Source organism: Methanopyrus sp., assembly GCF_053997775.1.
In genome coordinates this window covers 1-15299 of the sequence record NZ_JBMXXF010000011.1, presented here as the reverse complement: position 1 = coordinate 15299, position 15299 = coordinate 1, and the positions used below count along the sequence as shown (strand labels likewise).

Below are 15299 nucleotides of genomic sequence, written 5' to 3'. Positions count from 1 at the left end.
ACCGGCCCGCCCTGGCACTAATCCCGGCCCCTCCCCATTGTAATCACCAGGAGGAGGGGGTTGAGGAAGCCGCACGGGCCCCTCACCGTACCACCTTGACCGCGCACGGGTGGGTCCGACGCCCGGTCACCCACCCCCGCCCGGCACCAGCCGCGGTGCTCTCCCATTGTAATCATCGGGAGGAGGGCCCGAAACGTGCTGATACGGGCCCCTCCAGTGATCCCAGCCCCCGCCCTGCGGGGCCTCGATCCTCTGTGATTACAATAGAAAGGGCCGCCCAAACCGGAGGGCCGGGAGGACGGATTCAGTCCTAGCGCGCACCCTCACGGCGTTCCGGGGCTAGTCCACCGTGATTACAATGGAAAGGGGGAGGCAATCCCGGGCCGGGGCGGCCGTCACCCCGACCCCCGGATCCGCTCGATCTCCTCGAGGATCTCGTCCACGGAGAGGTCGACGCCGACCAGGTACCCGCGCCGGTCCAGCTCGCTGAGGATGCGATCCCGCTCCTTCTCGTCGTGCACCACCACGCAGTAGGAGTGCACGTTCTCGGAGATGGCGTACACGCGCTCGAGCGCGCGCCGGAAGCTCGGTTTCCGCTCGAGCCGCTCCACGAAGCGGAGCACCTCTCGCATGTCGGTGATGAGCACCTCGCGGCGGATGGGGGTGCGGAGGGGCGGGGTGTAGTACTCGACGCACTGGACGACGCCCCCGTACCCCACGATGATGGACATGACGTCGCGGATCTCGTCGACCGTGTGGCGGACGGTGATGCGGAGCTGGAGGGGGGAGAGCGCGGCCCGAACGATGTGTCGGGAGGCGCAGTCGTGGATGAAGACGACCTCGTCGGCCCCCGCGCGCCGCAGCAGCCGCTCGCCCTCCCGGGTGTGCGCGACGGCGGTGACGTGGAGGTCGGGGTTGAGGTTCCGGGCGAGCAGCGTGACGAACACGTTCGTGCGGTCGTCGCCCGTGCAGACGACGAGGGCCCGGGCCCGCTCCACGTTCGCCTCCCGCAGCGTCTCCTCCTGGGTCGCGTCCCCCTGGATCGCCGGCAGCCCGCGGACGATGGCCGACTCGCAGGCCTCCCGGTCCCGGTCGATCACCACGACCTCGAACCGGTACCGCTCGGTCGCGAGCCGGGCGACCCGCCGCCCCGTCCTGCCGTACCCGCAAACGATGAGGTGGCCCCTCGCCCGCTGCACGCGCCTCCTCAGCTCGTCCTCCCGGATCGCCATGGAGAGCTCCCCGTGGAGCAGGAGTCGGGCGAGGTCGGCGAGGACGTACGAGGCCAGGCCGATGCCGGAGAACATGAGGACGACGCTGAGGGCGCGGCCGGCCCCGGTGGCCGGGGTCACGTCCCCGTACCCGACCGTGGTGATCGTGGCGGCGGTGAAGTAGAGGGCGGTGAGGAGGGGCCATCGCTCCAGGAGGTGGAAGGCCACCGTGCCTGCGAGGAGGATGACGACCAGGATCAGCAGCGCCCGGCGCACCACGGGCGTCCACAGCGCCCGGAGCACCGACCGTAGGAGCGCGCGCACGGCCGGCTCCCCCGCGGCCCGGTCCCGCCTGATTACAAAGGAAGGGCCGCCCCCACCCGGGGGGCCGGGGAGGGTGGACCGAGAATTGTTACGAGCCTCGTAACGATTTCCGCTGGTGCGGGGGCCGGGATTTGAACCCGGGACGGCCCTACGGCCACGGGATCTTAAGTCCCGCCCCTTCGACCAGGCTCGGGCGCCCCCGCGCGCTCCGATCCGGTGCCGAGTGATCTCGAGTTAAATTGATTGTCGTCGCGAGCGGCCGGCCCGCCCCCCGAGCCGGGTGTGCTCGGCGAGCCGTTCGAGGACGTCCCAGTTCCCGTCGAGCAGCGGGCGGCCGACGGAGACGGCGGTGGCGCCGGCCTCGAACATGCGGTCGACGTCCTCGGGCGTGCGCACGGAGTTGTTACCGATGACCTCGGCGTTCAGGCGGGCGGCCCGGCGGACGTAGCGGAGGTCGTAGGTGGGCTCGCCGGGCTTCATCGCGTCCACGTGGAGGACGTCCACGGGCGCGTCGCGGAGCTCCCGGAGGGCGTCGGGGTAGCCGGGGTGGGGCCCGCGGAGCTTGACGGAGACGCGCACGTCGTGCTCGGCGACGGCCTCGACGAGCTCGGCGAGCCGCTCGGGCTCCTCGAGGAGGGCCTCGCCGGCGCCGGCCTCGACGATCTCGGGCTGTCGGCAGTGGGCGTTCACCTCGAGGACGTCGACGAGTCCGGCGAGGTCGCCGGCGAGCTCGGCGGCCGCGCGGGGGTCGGTGAGCCGGACGTTGACGGCGACGGGGACGCTCACGTCGACGCGGGAGAGCTCGTCGGGGAGGCGCTCGGGCGGTAGGGCGAACTCGGGGCGGCGTCGGGCGACGCGGCGGGAGGCGCGGTAGGTGGGCTCATCGCCGGGGTAGCCGCCGAGGAAGACCATGCCGGCGCCGTGCCGCTCGGCGCGGGCGGCGAACTCGGGGTCGGTGTGGCCGGACATGGGGGCGTTGAAGGCGAGGGTGGGGCAGCCGAGGCGTTCCCAGAGCGTGGGGGCCTCGGGCCGGCAAACGCTCGTCACGGTTCGGCTAACCCTCTTCTCCTCATCGGGCGCCGAGCATCTCGAGGATCTCGGCCCGGATTTTAACGAACTCGGGGTCGGTGCGGTCCCGGGGTCGGGGCAGGTCGACCTCGACGATGTCCACGATCTCGGCGGGGCGTTGGGAGAGGACCATCACGCGGTCGGCGAGGAAGACGGCCTCCTCGACGTTGTGGGTGACGAGAAGGATGGTCTGGCCGGTCTCCTGCCAGATCTTGAGGAGCTCCTCCTGCAGCCTGTTGCGCGTCTGGGCGTCGACGGCAGCGAAGGGCTCGTCCATGAGCAGGATCTTCGGCTCGGCGGCGAGGGCCCGGGCGATGGCGACGCGCTGCCTCATGCCGCCGGAAAGCTGCTTAGGGTACGCGTCCTCGAAGCCCTCAAGGCCGGGGACGACCTCGAGGCACCGGCGGGCGATCCGCTCGGCCTCCTCGCGGTCCTTGCCCCGCATGAGGGGCGGGAACATGACGTTCTCGAGGACGGTCTTCCAGGGGAAGATGGCGTACTCCTGGAAGACCATGGCCCGATCGGGGCCGGGTCCCGTGACCTCCTCCCCGTCCACGAGGACGCGGCCCTCGTCGTAGTCCTCGAGGCCGGCGATGATCCGGAGGAGGGTGGTCTTGCCGCACCCGCTGGGCCCGACGATGGCGAAGAACTCGCCCTTCGCGACCTCGAAGGTGAGCCCGTTGAGGACGAGCAGGTCATCGTAGCTCTTCCTCAGGGCCTCTACCTCCAGGATCACCTCCATCGCATCAGCCTCCCTTCGAGCGCTCTGAAGCCGCGGTCCATGAGGAGGCCGAGCACGCCGATCGTGAGCATGCCGGCGATGACCTCGTCCGTGGCGAGGATGCGCTGAGCCTCGATGATCATGTACCCGAGGCCGGACTTGGCCGCGATCATCTCCGCCGCGACCACGCACATCCAGCCGATGCCGAGCCCCACGCGGAGCCCGGTGAGGATGCTGGGCATCGCGCCCGGGACGAGCACGTGGCGGATGAGCGCCGCGTCGTCCGCGCCCAGGTTGAGCGCCGCCTCGATGTACACGCGGTCGACGTTGCGGATCCCGGAGACGGTGTTCAGGAAGATGGGGAAGAACGCGCCGATGAAGATGATGAAGAAGGCGGCCGGGTCCCCGATCCCGAACCAGAGGATGGCCAGCGGGATCCACGCGATCGGCGGGATCGGTCGGAGGAGCTCGATCACCACGTCCAGCGCGGCCCGCGCCGTGCGGAACGCGCCCACCAGGATGCCCGTACCCACGCCCAGCGCCGCGGCGATGGAGTACCCGACGAGCACGCGGTACAGGCTCGTCGCCGCGTTCCTCAGCACCTCACCGGGCTTGCTCACGAACACCAGGAAGACCCGGGAGGGGGGCGGGAGGAGCACCGGGTTCACGAGGGCCAGCCGGCTCACCAGCTCCCAGACGCCGACGAGGGCCACCGGCACCCCGACCTTCAGCGCCAGCTCAACGCGCCGGTCGCGCTCCCCGAGGATCGCGCGCACCCCCTACGCCAGCTGCCGAAGCAGCTTCAGGTCGATGAAGTCGGACCAGTCCGGCTCCCGCTTAATGTACCCCAGCCGCTTCAGGAACCGGGCGAACATCTTCACGCTGTCCACGTTCACGTCCACGGTGAACTTAATGTGCTTCATGGCCTCCCGCTCCACGTCCGGGGACGTCTTCAGCCACTTCGCCGCGATCCGCGCCGCCTCCTCCGGGTGCTCGTGAATGTACCGCGTCGCCAGCACGTGCGCCCGCAGCACCTTCTTCGCCACGTCCGGGTACCGCCGCATGAAGTCCTTCCGCATGACCAGCACGCAGCACTGATGACCCGGCCAGATCTTACCCGTGTCCATCAACCGCACGCCGAACCCCTTCTTCTCCGCCAGCGTCGGACCCGGCTCCGGCTCGATGAACGCGTCGATCCGCTTGGCCCCCAGCGCGTTCACCGCGTCCGCCGTCTTCATCTCCACGATGTCCACGTCCTTATCCGGGTTCAGCCCCTCCCGCTGCAGCGCGGTCCGCAGCATGCAGTCCTGAATGGAGCCCTTCATCAGCTCCGCCACGCGCTTGCCCTTGAGGTCCCTCAGGCTGCGGATCCTGCCCGCCTCGTCCTTCCGCACGACGATCGCCGAACCCTCCTGGTTCACGCCCGCCACGATCTTGATCGGCACGCCCTTGCAGTACGCCGTGATCGCCGGCACGCAGCCGATGTACGCCACGTCGATCTTACCCGCCGCCAACGCCTGCGTCTCCGGCGGACCCGCCTTGAACTCGTAGACCTCGACCTTTAACCCCTCCCGCTCCAACATCTTCTTCTCCATCGCCACGAACAGCGCCGTGTGGTGGTCACTGGGCTGGTACCCGATCCGGACCACGTTCGCCCGCTGCTGGTAGTAATAGTACCCCAACGAACCCCCGATCGCGGCCACGATCGCCGCGACCACCAGGGCCAGCGTCCTAGCCCTCAAACCTAAGACCCCCCACAGACTGGGCCCAAAGGGCGCGTTAAGGGGGTTTTCGTGTGATTCCTGTGACCATAACCTACCACAACGTGCACAGCCCCAGAAAGGTCGAGGAGATGGCCCGGACCGTGACCGGCCTCGGCGCCCGCCGGCTCGTCATCACCCGCGCCCTCGGCAGCGCCGCCCAGGAGGGGATCCCCGCCGCCCACCGACTCTGCCTCGAACGCGGCACCGAACTCCACGTCTTCCAGGACTTAAAGGAGGCGCTCGAGACCCTCGAACCCGACGTGACCTTCATGGCCGAGGACAAGGAGCACGGCGGCACCGAGCCCCTCGACTTCGACGAGGTCGCCGAGCTCATCGAGCGGGGCAAGGACGTCTGGTTCGTCTTCGGCAGCGCCCGACCCGGCCTCAGCAAGCGCGAACTGGAGCTCGGCGACCGGGCCGTGTACATCGCCACCGAGGGCAACATCGGCGAGATCGGCGCCGTCGCCATCCTCCTCCACGAGCTCCGCAAGCGCCTGGACTAGGGTACCCGCACCACCAGCCGGAACAACGACTCCTCCGGCGAGTACGGCTTCACCTCCCGCCACGACTCCAGCTCCACCCCCTCTCCCAACCGCTCCCGCACCTCCTCAAACGCCTCCCCCACCGACCCCGCGATCCGGTAGTACACGAGCCGCCCGCCCGAGCGCACCACCCGCGCCGCCGCCCGCAGGAAACGGTGCGCGAACTTCGGCGCGTTCATGATCACGTAGTCGAACCGCCCGAGCAACCGCACCACCTCCCCCGCATCCCCCAAAAACGCCCGCGCCGACACCCGATTCAGCTCCAGGTTCTCCAGCAGGTACCGGTACGCGACCGGGTTCAGCTCGCACGCGACCACCCGCACGTCCGGCACGAACCGCTTCAGGATCACCGTGATCGGGCCCACGCCCGCGAACATGTCCAGCACCCGAGACCCCTCCTCCACCACCTCCTCCGCCAGCAATCGCCGCTCCGTCGCCAACCTCGGGTTGAAGTAGCACCGGGACAGATCCACCCGAAACCGGCACCCGTGCTCCCGATGCTCCGTCACCGGCGGCCCCTCACCCGCGATCCGCCGCAGCTTCCGAACCCGGAAGACCCCACGCACCGGCCCCCGCTCGAACACCGCCCGCACCCGCCCGTGCACCTCCATGATCGCCCGACCCACCTCCTCCTCGCGCCCCTCCAACTCCTCCGGCACCTGCACCACCGCCACGTCACCCACCACGTCGTACGGCACCGAACAGGACACTCCCAACCGCTCCTCCAACACCTCCTCCACGCTCCTCGGACCCGAGCAGACCGACTCAAACTCACCCTCACCCGACTCGAACGGAACCCCCTCCCGCTCCAACACCCGCGCCGCCTCCCCCGCGTCCTCCACCGGAAAGAGCACCCGATCCCCCTCCCGACGCACCCTCACGCCCCGCACCAACAACGACTCCCGCGCCAGCGCCCGACGCGCCCGCTCCGCCTCCCGCCTCGGCACCGCCACGTACGGCAGCCTGGGCACGACCCCTCGCCCCTAAATCAACGGAACGAGCGGCAACACCCGCACCCTCGTAACCGACCCACTCCGGGTGACGATCACCAGGTACCCGCTCCGATTCAACCCCACGAACCCGCCGCCCAACCGCGCCAGCTCCACCGTGTACGCCTCACCCGTCCTCGTCGTCACGTACGGACGCACCGAACACGGCCCCCGAACCTCCAGCGCGTCCCCCAGCGCCCGCACCCGGACCGAGCCCAACCGCAGCTCCGACGCCGAGACCCGCTCCGCCCTACCCCGGTACGGCAGCTTCACGATCACCGCCGGATCGTACGCCACCGAGAGCGTGATCTTCCCCCGGTACGGGTTGATCGTCGCCTGCACCGTGGCCCCCGTCGACTGGTACACCCCCGGACTCGACCGCACGATCTCGTGGGGCACGCTCCAGTTCACCACCGTCGACGCCCACCCCACCCCGTACAACCCCGCCAACACCGCCAGAACGACCCGAACCACCCTCACAGCGCCAACGCCCCCAGCGCCGCGATCCCCGCGACCGCCGCCGCGTACGGGCACACCGAGACCACCGCCGGCGGCTCGTACCTGAGCTCCGCCTCACCCGGCACCCTAACCAGCATCTGACCGCACGAGGCCGGCAGCACCGGGCCCGAGCCCGACCGCCACGCCGGGAAGTACTTCACCTTAACGAACACCCACCCCGAACCCCGCACCCTCAACCGCTCCGGACCGCCCACGAACGCCGCCCACGCGGGCCTCGGCCTGCCCGAGTCAAACCCCTTCAGCACCGCGTTCACGAACCTCCGCTCCCGATCCGTCGGCAGCCTCGGCATCCGGTACCCCTTCGTCTGCACCTCCTTGATCAACCGGTGGAACCGCATCGTGAACCGGATCAGATCCACCCCGCAAACCCGCACCATCCCACCGCCCGCGCGCACGTCCCTGAACCACCTCCCATCCACCCGGTACGCCCCACCCAAGTACCGCCTCGAGGGCACGAACGACGGCGGGCGAGAACGCCTCAAGTCCACCCCGAGCGACCGCTCCACCGACCTGAGCACCGGCCCCGGGCACCGCTCCGGAAGGATCAGCAGCACCCTCCGACCCGACCGGGCCAGCTCCACCGCCCTCCGCACGTCCTCCGCCCGCCTCGGCCGCACGATCAGCCGATCGAACGCCGACGCCCCCCTCCAGGTCACGTCCGCGAACACGTACCGCCGACCCGGCGTCGCGACGAAGTTCAGCAGGGTCGTGTAGTACGCGTTCTCCGTCCTCAACCCCAGCCACGGGTCCACCACGCCGATCGGGTGCGGAACGACCGCCGCGGGACCCCCGTGCCCCCGGTACTCGAACACCCGGAACCGGCCGAACCTCGCCCGGTAAACGAACCCCGGCTCGCGCATCAACCGCTTCGCCACCAGCCTCGACTTCGTGACCAGGAACCGGGTGTTCGTCGCCCAGAGCGACGTCCTCACGAAGTTCGGATCGTACACCCAACCCAGCTCCCACTCCCACCGGGCCGCCAGTGAGAAGAACATCGGGTCACCCTGCGAGAACCAGCCCATGATCGTGGGATGACCCGAGTAGATGGGAGAAATCGGCACCGACGCGTCGAACAGGTGCGTGTACGGGTCCGCGTCCACGCGCTCCAGGGCCGAGCGACCGCCCCACTCTCCACCCACCCACCGCCACGCCTTCAGCGCGCTCGGGTACAGCTTGGGCGGCAGCGGCGGCGTGTACGAGAGCGCCCCCACACCGCCCAACCCGATCAGGAACGCCACGGCACCGACCACCGCCCACCGGGACCGAACCAGCTCACGCACGACCGGGGCGGCCGCGATCGACAGCAACAGCGGCAGCAGAACCGTCGTGTACCGCTCGGCCAGCATGTTCCGCCCCAGCGGGATCTTCGACCAGTACCCGAGCACGTACGCCAGGCACACCAGCACCGAAACGACGAGCCAGAACAGCGTGAACCACGCGACCGGGTCCCGACGGCGCAGGCCCAGGACCACCCCGGAAAGCCCCAGCACGCTCACCAACAGCCCCGGCGACCACTTCCCACCCACCGCCAGGTCCTTCACCACGCCCGCGACCGAACCGGGCGGGTACAACCACAGCTCCGAGAGGAACCGCTTGTAGTAGACCGCGCCCGCGTAGTGCGGGAACGCGATCAAACCCGCCACCACGACCGGCGCCACCGAGAGCGCAAGAAACCGCGGCTCCCGCCGCGACGCGTCCACCAACGCCTCAAAGATCCCGCGCGTGAAGATCAACCCGCCCGAGAGCAGCCCACCCAGCGGGTGCGTGTACAGGGCCGGGACCAGGCACGCGGCGCTGAGCGCCAGCCGACGCCGATCCCCACCGCGCAGCCACCGCTCGTACCAGCCCCACGCCAGCAGGCCGAAGCCCAGGGCCAGCACCGTCGGGTACACGCCCTCCCAGTTCAACGCCTTCATCAACCCGCCCGACGTGAGCGCCAGCAGCGCGCAAATCACCGAGACCCAACGCTCGAACCCCCGCGACCGCGCCACCCAGTACACCCCGAACCCCACCGCGAAGGCCGCCAGTACCAGGCACACCAGGAACGACGCCACCGGGTCCCCCACCACCGCGTCCACGCCCGCCCCGATCAGGTACCCCAACGACCCGTAGAACGTCAGGTACGGGAAGCCCGAGTACCACTCCGGGCACCACGCATCCCACCGACCGTGCGCCAGCATCCCGTGCGTGTACCAGATCTTCAACACGTGCGCCCGCGAGTCCCTACTCAAGAGCGGATGACTCAAATTCGCCGCGTTCGCAGCCAGGGCGCCCACCACCAGGACCAGACCGACCCAGACCGCCGACCTCAGGGGGCCTCCCCCCGATGCTCCCGACCCGAGGCACGTACGCCCTCATCTTCCACCTGGACCGACCGCACCGCGTCCGGGTCGGCCGACTGGGCACCATCGAGCTTCAGCCCGGCGACTGGACGTACGTCGGCTCGGCCCGGGGACGGGGCGCGACCGACCTCCGAGGCCGACTCCGACGACACCTCACCACCGCCGAGCGCGGGACCGACCGACCCCACTGGCACATCGACCACCTCCTCGACGCCACCCGACCCCGGATCCGAGGCGCCTGGCTCCTCCCCTACGACGCCGAGTGCCGACTGGCAAGGGCCCTCGCCCAACGCGCCCCCCACGTCCCAGACTTCGGCTGCTCCGACTGCGACTGCGACTCCCACCTCTTCCACGCCGGCCTCCGCGACACCTCCACCGCCCTCAACGACCTCCACGGCGGGATCTTCGTCCCCGAACCCGCCCTCCGCCGCTGGGTCGCTCGGCGATGACCAACCCCCACCTCCGATCCACCCGCACCACCTCGAACCCCACCTCCACCAGCCGCCTCGCCACCCCCCTGATTATGTCTTTGCCCCGGTAACGACTCCCCGGCGCCCCCACGTAATGCACCAACCGCGCCCCCGGCCGCATCACCCGGAACAACGCCCGATAAAACCCCCGCGAGTACAACTCCCCCGCCCGCGCCAACCGCGGCGGATCGTGCACCACCGCATCGAACTCGCACCGCCCCAACTCCGGCACCACCTCCTCCGCCCGACCCACCAACACCCGCACCTCCCGCAACCCCTCCGACCACGGATTCGCCCGACTCAACTCCAACACGCACCGATCCTTCTCCACCGACACCACCTCCGCCCCCCGCTCCACCGCCCGAACCGCCGTGTACCCCAACCCCGTGCACACGTCCAGCACCCGATCCCCCCGCCCCACCCGCGCGTACCGCACCTTCACCCCCGCATCCGTCCACGGATCCGTCCACTTCGTCCGATGCATCCGAATCCCATCGATCTCCACCGTCGGCGCCTCACCCGGCCTCACCGGAAGCAGCTTGTAGTAATGCCCCGCCCGAATCTCCAGCCGGAAGACGCCCTCATTCGAGAGCCCGTACGCACCCTCCCACCCCACCATCCGCTCCAACTCCTCCCGAGACACCCACACCCCACGCACCTGAACCCCATCCCTCTCCACCGAGACCAACCCCTCATCCCGACCCAGATCCAACGGAACCCGAACCCGGCCCTCCCCCGACTCAACCGCCTCCAACAACCGCCCCGCCTCAAAGTGCGAGAGCACGCACCTGAACCCGGCGGGCCGCCACCGAAACTCCTCCACGACCCCTCACACCCGCGAGAGCGAAAGCCCCTCCAACGCCTCCTCCGCCAACGGCCTCAACCGACCCGCCCGCAGATCCTCCCGCAACCCCTCCAACCCCCGCTCCGCCACCACGACCGCGACCACCGGAACCCCCTCACTCGCGTACATCAACCCCAGATCCTCCACGTCCACCACCAACGTCCCATCCCGCAACACCCCGGAACCCACCCGACCGAACTCCCGAGGCCCCGTCGACGGCGAGTACAGCCGACGACCCACCACCAACACGTCCGCCAACCGCGCCGCCTCCACCGTCCGCGGATGATCCCCCGTGTTCACCCCCAACACCACCGTCGCGTCCGAATCCACCCCCCGCACCTCCGGCGGCACGTTCACCACCGACGCGACCACCCAACCCTCCCCCGCCCCCTCCAACAACTCCAGAAACCGCTCCCACGCCGACTCATCCCGCAACCGACCATCGTACGTGAGCGCCTCATCCTCCCGCTCAAACCGAGAAAAGCACCTCACCTCCACCTCCACCCGCGGAGACAACCGCCGAATCACCCGCCTCGCAAACTCCGCGTGACTCCGCGAGATCACGTCCACGTACACCAACCGCTCGAACATACCGAACTACCCCAACAACACCCGCAGCTTCGACACCGCCTCCACCGCACTACCACCCAACACCCGAATCATCGGCTCCTTCCCCACACCCCCCTCATCCCAAATCACGTCCGGGGTCTCACCCGCCCGCTCAAACGCCACCCGCGTCCCCCACTCCATCGTCGACTCCACCTCCTCCGGCTCCTCCGACCGATCAAAACTCGCCACCACAAGCCCCAACTCCCGCGCCCGCTCCACCCACTCCTCCTCAAACCTGGCGTTCACCGCCGCCCGCACCGACGAATCCAACCGATGCGCCGTCAACGCCACCGTCCCCACGTGCTTCGAACCACCGGGCACCGGCCGACCCACCACCCGCACCCGACCCCCCTCCAAGACCACCCGACCCGAGAGACCCACCACCCCCTCCAACCCACGCCCCGGATCGAACACCTCCGCCACGTTCATCCCCACCTGCGGCACCGCCCGCGCAAAGACCGGATCCGACTCCAGCATCTCCAACGCCCTCAGCACGTTCCGCACCGCCCGACCGAACGCCGCCAGCTCACGCACCCTCGCACCCGGCGAGACCACCCGACCCACCGGCAGCTCGAACGCACCCCTCACCGCCCACCGAGCGAACCGCACCGCCCGCTCCACCGCCCCCTCCAACCCCACCCCACGCCACAGGTAACACGCCAACGCCGTCGAGACCACGCACCCCGACCCATGCGCCCCCTCACCCCCCGGCAACTCCCACGCGACCGCCTCACCCTCCGCCGGCACCCACACATCACACCGATCCACCAAATGCCCACCCGTGACCAACACCCCCTCCCAATCAAACGACTCCAACAACTCCCGCGCCGCCACCTCCGCCTCCACCACCGACCGCACCCGACGACCCACCCACTCCCCCAACTCCCGCGCGTTCGGCGTGACCACGTCCACCACCCCACCGAACACCTCCAACGCCCAACCCGGATCCACCTCCGACAGCTCACCACCCCCCTCAGCCTCAAAGACCGGATCCCACACCACCCGCAACCCCTCCAACCGCTCCGCCAACTCCTCGAACATCCACCCCCGCGGCACCGCCCCCACCTTCGCCACCTCACACCACCCCACGTACTCCCTCAAACACCGCCGAAACAGGCCACGATCCACCGGACGAACCTCCTCCACGCCCCCCACCTGCACCGAAAGCAGCGTGACCACCGAAACGTGCGGCACACCCAACGCCTCCGCCGTCGCCATGTCCGCCCGCAAACCCGCCCCCGTAGGATCATGACCGGAGACCAGGAGAAGCAGGGCGAACAAACCCCCTACGTGACCACCTCCCGCAACATCCCCCGCTCCCGCGCCTCCCGAACCTCCCGCGCGATCCGCCGCCCCATCGTGAACACCTCACCGAACTTCAGGAACGCGTACGGCAGGAACGTAACGTTCGTACCCCCGTCAATCCGCGCCGACAGCTCGAACACGTAGAACTCCAGATCCTCCGTGCACAACGTCTGCAGGCAGAACGGCCCGATCAACCCCGGCTCCCGAACCTCCTCCGACGCCTCCACCACCCTATCACCCATCTCGTACAGCTGCACCAGCAACGACTCCCGCACCACCACCGGCACGTTCCCCGAGATCACGAACGACGGCTCCAAGTCCACCTCCAACTGATCCCGCGCCGGCATCCGCACCAACCCATCGATGTTCGTCTCGTACCGCCGATCCATCCCCAACACCTCCACCGTGTCCTCCACGACCGACCGGAAGTAATGCACGCAGAAGTTCGTCCCCACCACGTACTCCTCAATGTGCGCCCGCTCCACGTCCCCCTCGTCCAAGTACCCCCGCTCGATCATCCGCTCCACCTTCTCCTCGAACTCCTCCGGACTCGAGCAGATGAAGTACCCCCGACCACCCCTCGCCCCCGGGAACTTCACGATCACCGGCCGATCGATCTCCTCCGGCGACTCGAACACCTTCGGCACCCGCACCCCCGCCCGCTCCAACAACTCCCGCTCCAACTCCCGCTCACTCTCCCACCGCAACAACCACCGGTTCCCAAAGATCGGCACACAGAACTCCCGCTCAATCCGATCCAACCCCACGTACGCCACGAACGACCCGTGCGGCACCACGATCGCGTTCAACTCCCGCAACCGCTCCTGCACCTCCTCCTCCACCATCTCCTCGAACGACCCCACCACGATAACCTCATCCGCCACCCCCAACCGCTCGTACGGCGCCGTCCGACCCTCCTCACAGACCACCACCGACCGGAACCCCTCCTCCTTCGCCCCCCGCAGAATGTGCAGCGCCGTGTGACTCCCCAGCGTCGCGATCGACAGATCCCCCTCATCGTACTCCGACAACACCTCCCACACCTCCTCCCGCGAGACCAAGGCACCACACCCCCTACGCCCACCCAACCTCCAACCTTTCAGCCGAGCCCCCCACCCCCAGCGTCAACTCACCAAGACACCACCGACCGCGCCAACCGAGCCACCTCCCCCTCCCCCAACACCGCCACATCCACCAAATCCTCCGGCACGTCCACGTCCGCAAAGAACCCCAACGACCGCACCACCCGCACCTCCAACCCCCGCGCCCGCGCCCGCTCCAAATTCCTCGGAAAACTCACCCCACCGAACACCGGCCGAAACCGCACCCCCTCCCGCACAAACACCCCCGACGTCCCACCCCGCCGCGCCGGACACAACACCACATCCGCCCCCTCCAACGCCTCCAACACCCGCTTCACATCCTCCTCCGACAACAACGGCAAATCCGACATCACCACCCCAAACCGCTCCCCCCACGGCAACGGCAACTCATTCAACCCCGCCCCACTGCACCGCACCGACGCCCCACGCACCTCCAACCCCTCATCCGGAGTCACCACCTCCACCTCACCAAACCCCGAAAGCACCCTTACCACCCGCCGTAACATCGCCAACGCAAACCGCTCCCGCAACTCCTCATCCATACACGACGACAACCGCGTCTTCCGCTCCCCCCGATCCGCAAACGGCACCACAAACCTCACGACCGCAACCCCCCCAACGCCTCCTGAACCTCCTCCCACACCTCCACAAACTCCTCCACACCCCGCACCTCACCCACACTCACCTCCACCCCACACACCCGCTCCAACGCACCCAACCACGCACCACCCGCCCAAGACAACACCCGACGCGCCACCCAACACCCCACCTCCAACGACCCACCACCCAACACCCGCTCCCGAAACCCACGCCACGACCCCTCCCCCTTACACCACACCGGCACCGCCGGCAACAACGACTTAGCGTTCAACGAACCCACACACCGAATCAACCTCTTCAAATCATACATCGACTCATCCAACAACCCCCCAACCTCACCCCCAACAAACCCCTCACGAGCCAACCACACCAACCCACGACCCAACCCACCCACCAACTCCTCCACCCCCACACCACGCCCCAAATGATCCCTCCACCTCAACCTACTCCTAATCGACTCAAAGAAATAACGAACATGAAAACCCTTCGAACCAGAAAAATTCACCACATCCGGCACCGGCAAACCCACCACCCTACGCAACTCCTCACACACCCGCACCACACCCTTCAACAACCTCCCCAACTCCCGCAGAAACCCCTCCGCCTCCCCCGGCAACTCCGCATCCACGTCCAACACCAGATCCCAACCCACCAACCCCTCCCACCGCGTCGGCTCCTCGAACCGACCCACCGAATGATACAGCTCCACGAACCCACTCACCTCATCCCACCTCCTCTTCCGCACGAAGACCAGCTCACCACCCCGCTCCACCGTGAACGCCCACTCCCGCCGCTCCGGCTCCCGCACGAAACGACCGAACGCGCCCTCCGGCAGCCGCTCGTAGAACTCCGCCGCGAACCCGCTCACACCCACGACCAACCCGCCCCA

The 15299-nt window shown here is 68.7% G+C and carries 16 protein-coding genes and 1 tRNA gene; 2 read left to right on the top strand and 15 right to left on the bottom strand.

Annotated features, from left to right (window positions below):
• Window positions 1–395 precede the first annotated feature (395 nt).
• The 6 genes from ACXJJV_RS02125 to ACXJJV_RS02100 all read right to left on the bottom strand — a co-directional run bounded on the left by ACXJJV_RS02125 (window position 396) and on the right by ACXJJV_RS02100 (window position 5066).
• The gene (locus ACXJJV_RS02125) at window positions 396–1535 is read right to left on the bottom strand and encodes an NAD-binding protein (RefSeq protein WP_456466529.1); all 1140 of its coding nucleotides are present in this window, start codon (window positions 1533–1535) and stop codon (window positions 396–398) included.
• A gap of 113 nt (window positions 1536–1648) precedes the next feature.
• Window positions 1649–1738, bottom strand: a tRNA-Leu gene (locus ACXJJV_RS02120).
• 31 nt (window positions 1739–1769) lie between these two features.
• The gene (locus ACXJJV_RS02115; RefSeq protein ID WP_456466528.1) at window positions 1770–2582 is read right to left on the bottom strand and encodes a tRNA-dihydrouridine synthase; all 813 of its coding nucleotides are present in this window, start codon (window positions 2580–2582) and stop codon (window positions 1770–1772) included.
• Window positions 2583–2604: 22 nt separating this feature from the next.
• Complete coding sequence (locus ACXJJV_RS02110) at window positions 2605–3345, bottom strand: ABC transporter ATP-binding protein (protein WP_456466527.1); 741 nt, start codon at window positions 3343–3345, stop codon at window positions 2605–2607.
• Complete coding sequence (locus ACXJJV_RS02105) at window positions 3336–4100, bottom strand: ABC transporter permease (RefSeq protein ID WP_456466526.1); 765 nt, start codon at window positions 4098–4100, stop codon at window positions 3336–3338. The genes ACXJJV_RS02110 and ACXJJV_RS02105 overlap by 10 nt, the downstream gene beginning before the upstream one ends.
• A gap of 3 nt (window positions 4101–4103) precedes the next feature.
• Entirely contained in the window at window positions 4104–5066 is a 963-nt protein-coding gene (locus tag ACXJJV_RS02100; protein ID WP_456466525.1) for an aliphatic sulfonate ABC transporter substrate-binding protein, read from the bottom strand.
• 62 nt (window positions 5067–5128) lie between these two features.
• On the opposite strand from ACXJJV_RS02100, the gene ACXJJV_RS02095 reads away from it, so the two are divergent.
• Window positions 5129–5590, top strand: a complete 462-nt coding sequence (locus ACXJJV_RS02095; protein ID WP_456466524.1) for a RecB-family nuclease — start codon at window positions 5129–5131, stop codon at window positions 5588–5590.
• Here the strand turns inward: ACXJJV_RS02095 and ACXJJV_RS02090 are convergent.
• From ACXJJV_RS02090 to ACXJJV_RS02080, 3 genes are read right to left on the bottom strand one after another with little or no spacing between them, the layout of a single operon-like run.
• A complete protein-coding gene (locus ACXJJV_RS02090; protein WP_456466523.1) occupies window positions 5587–6600 on the bottom strand; it encodes a class I SAM-dependent methyltransferase in 1014 nt (337 codons plus the stop codon). The genes ACXJJV_RS02095 and ACXJJV_RS02090 overlap by 4 nt on opposite strands.
• 12 nt (window positions 6601–6612) lie before the next feature.
• Complete coding sequence (locus tag ACXJJV_RS02085) at window positions 6613–7098, bottom strand: hypothetical protein (protein WP_456466522.1); 486 nt, start codon at window positions 7096–7098, stop codon at window positions 6613–6615.
• Window positions 7095–9368, bottom strand: a complete 2274-nt coding sequence (locus tag ACXJJV_RS02080; protein WP_456466521.1) for a 6-pyruvoyl-tetrahydropterin synthase-related protein — start codon at window positions 9366–9368, stop codon at window positions 7095–7097. Before ACXJJV_RS02080 ends, ACXJJV_RS02085 begins: the two co-directional genes overlap by 4 nt.
• Window positions 9369–9463: 95 nt before the next feature.
• Between ACXJJV_RS02080 and ACXJJV_RS02075 the strand changes: the two genes are divergently transcribed.
• Complete coding sequence (locus ACXJJV_RS02075) at window positions 9464–9928, top strand: GIY-YIG nuclease family protein (protein ID WP_456466520.1); 465 nt, start codon at window positions 9464–9466, stop codon at window positions 9926–9928.
• Here ACXJJV_RS02075 and ACXJJV_RS02070 read toward each other — a convergent pair.
• The 6 genes from ACXJJV_RS02070 to ACXJJV_RS02045 all read right to left on the bottom strand — a co-directional run.
• The gene (locus ACXJJV_RS02070) at window positions 9861–10772 is read right to left on the bottom strand and encodes a class I SAM-dependent methyltransferase (protein ID WP_456466519.1); all 912 of its coding nucleotides are present in this window, start codon (window positions 10770–10772) and stop codon (window positions 9861–9863) included. The genes ACXJJV_RS02075 and ACXJJV_RS02070 overlap by 68 nt on opposite strands.
• A 6-nt stretch (window positions 10773–10778) precedes the next feature.
• The gene (locus ACXJJV_RS02065; RefSeq protein ID WP_456466518.1) at window positions 10779–11384 is read right to left on the bottom strand and encodes a hypothetical protein; all 606 of its coding nucleotides are present in this window, start codon (window positions 11382–11384) and stop codon (window positions 10779–10781) included.
• 6 nt (window positions 11385–11390) lie between these two features.
• On the bottom strand, window positions 11391–12632 hold the full coding sequence (locus tag ACXJJV_RS02060; RefSeq protein ID WP_456466517.1) for a thiamine-phosphate synthase family protein: 1242 nt from the start codon (window positions 12630–12632) through the stop codon (window positions 11391–11393).
• Window positions 12633–12688: 56 nt separating this feature from the next.
• On the bottom strand, window positions 12689–13768 hold the full coding sequence (locus tag ACXJJV_RS02055) for a formate--phosphoribosylaminoimidazolecarboxamide ligase (protein WP_456466516.1): 1080 nt from the start codon (window positions 13766–13768) through the stop codon (window positions 12689–12691).
• A gap of 68 nt (window positions 13769–13836) precedes the next feature.
• Window positions 13837–14400, bottom strand: a complete 564-nt coding sequence (gene cofC / locus ACXJJV_RS02050) for a 2-phospho-L-lactate guanylyltransferase (protein WP_456466530.1) — start codon at window positions 14398–14400, stop codon at window positions 13837–13839.
• 8 nt (window positions 14401–14408) lie between these two features.
• Window positions 14409–15299 (bottom strand): bifunctional DNA primase/polymerase (locus ACXJJV_RS02045; protein WP_456466515.1); only part of this gene is annotated, 891 nt, incomplete at its 5' end.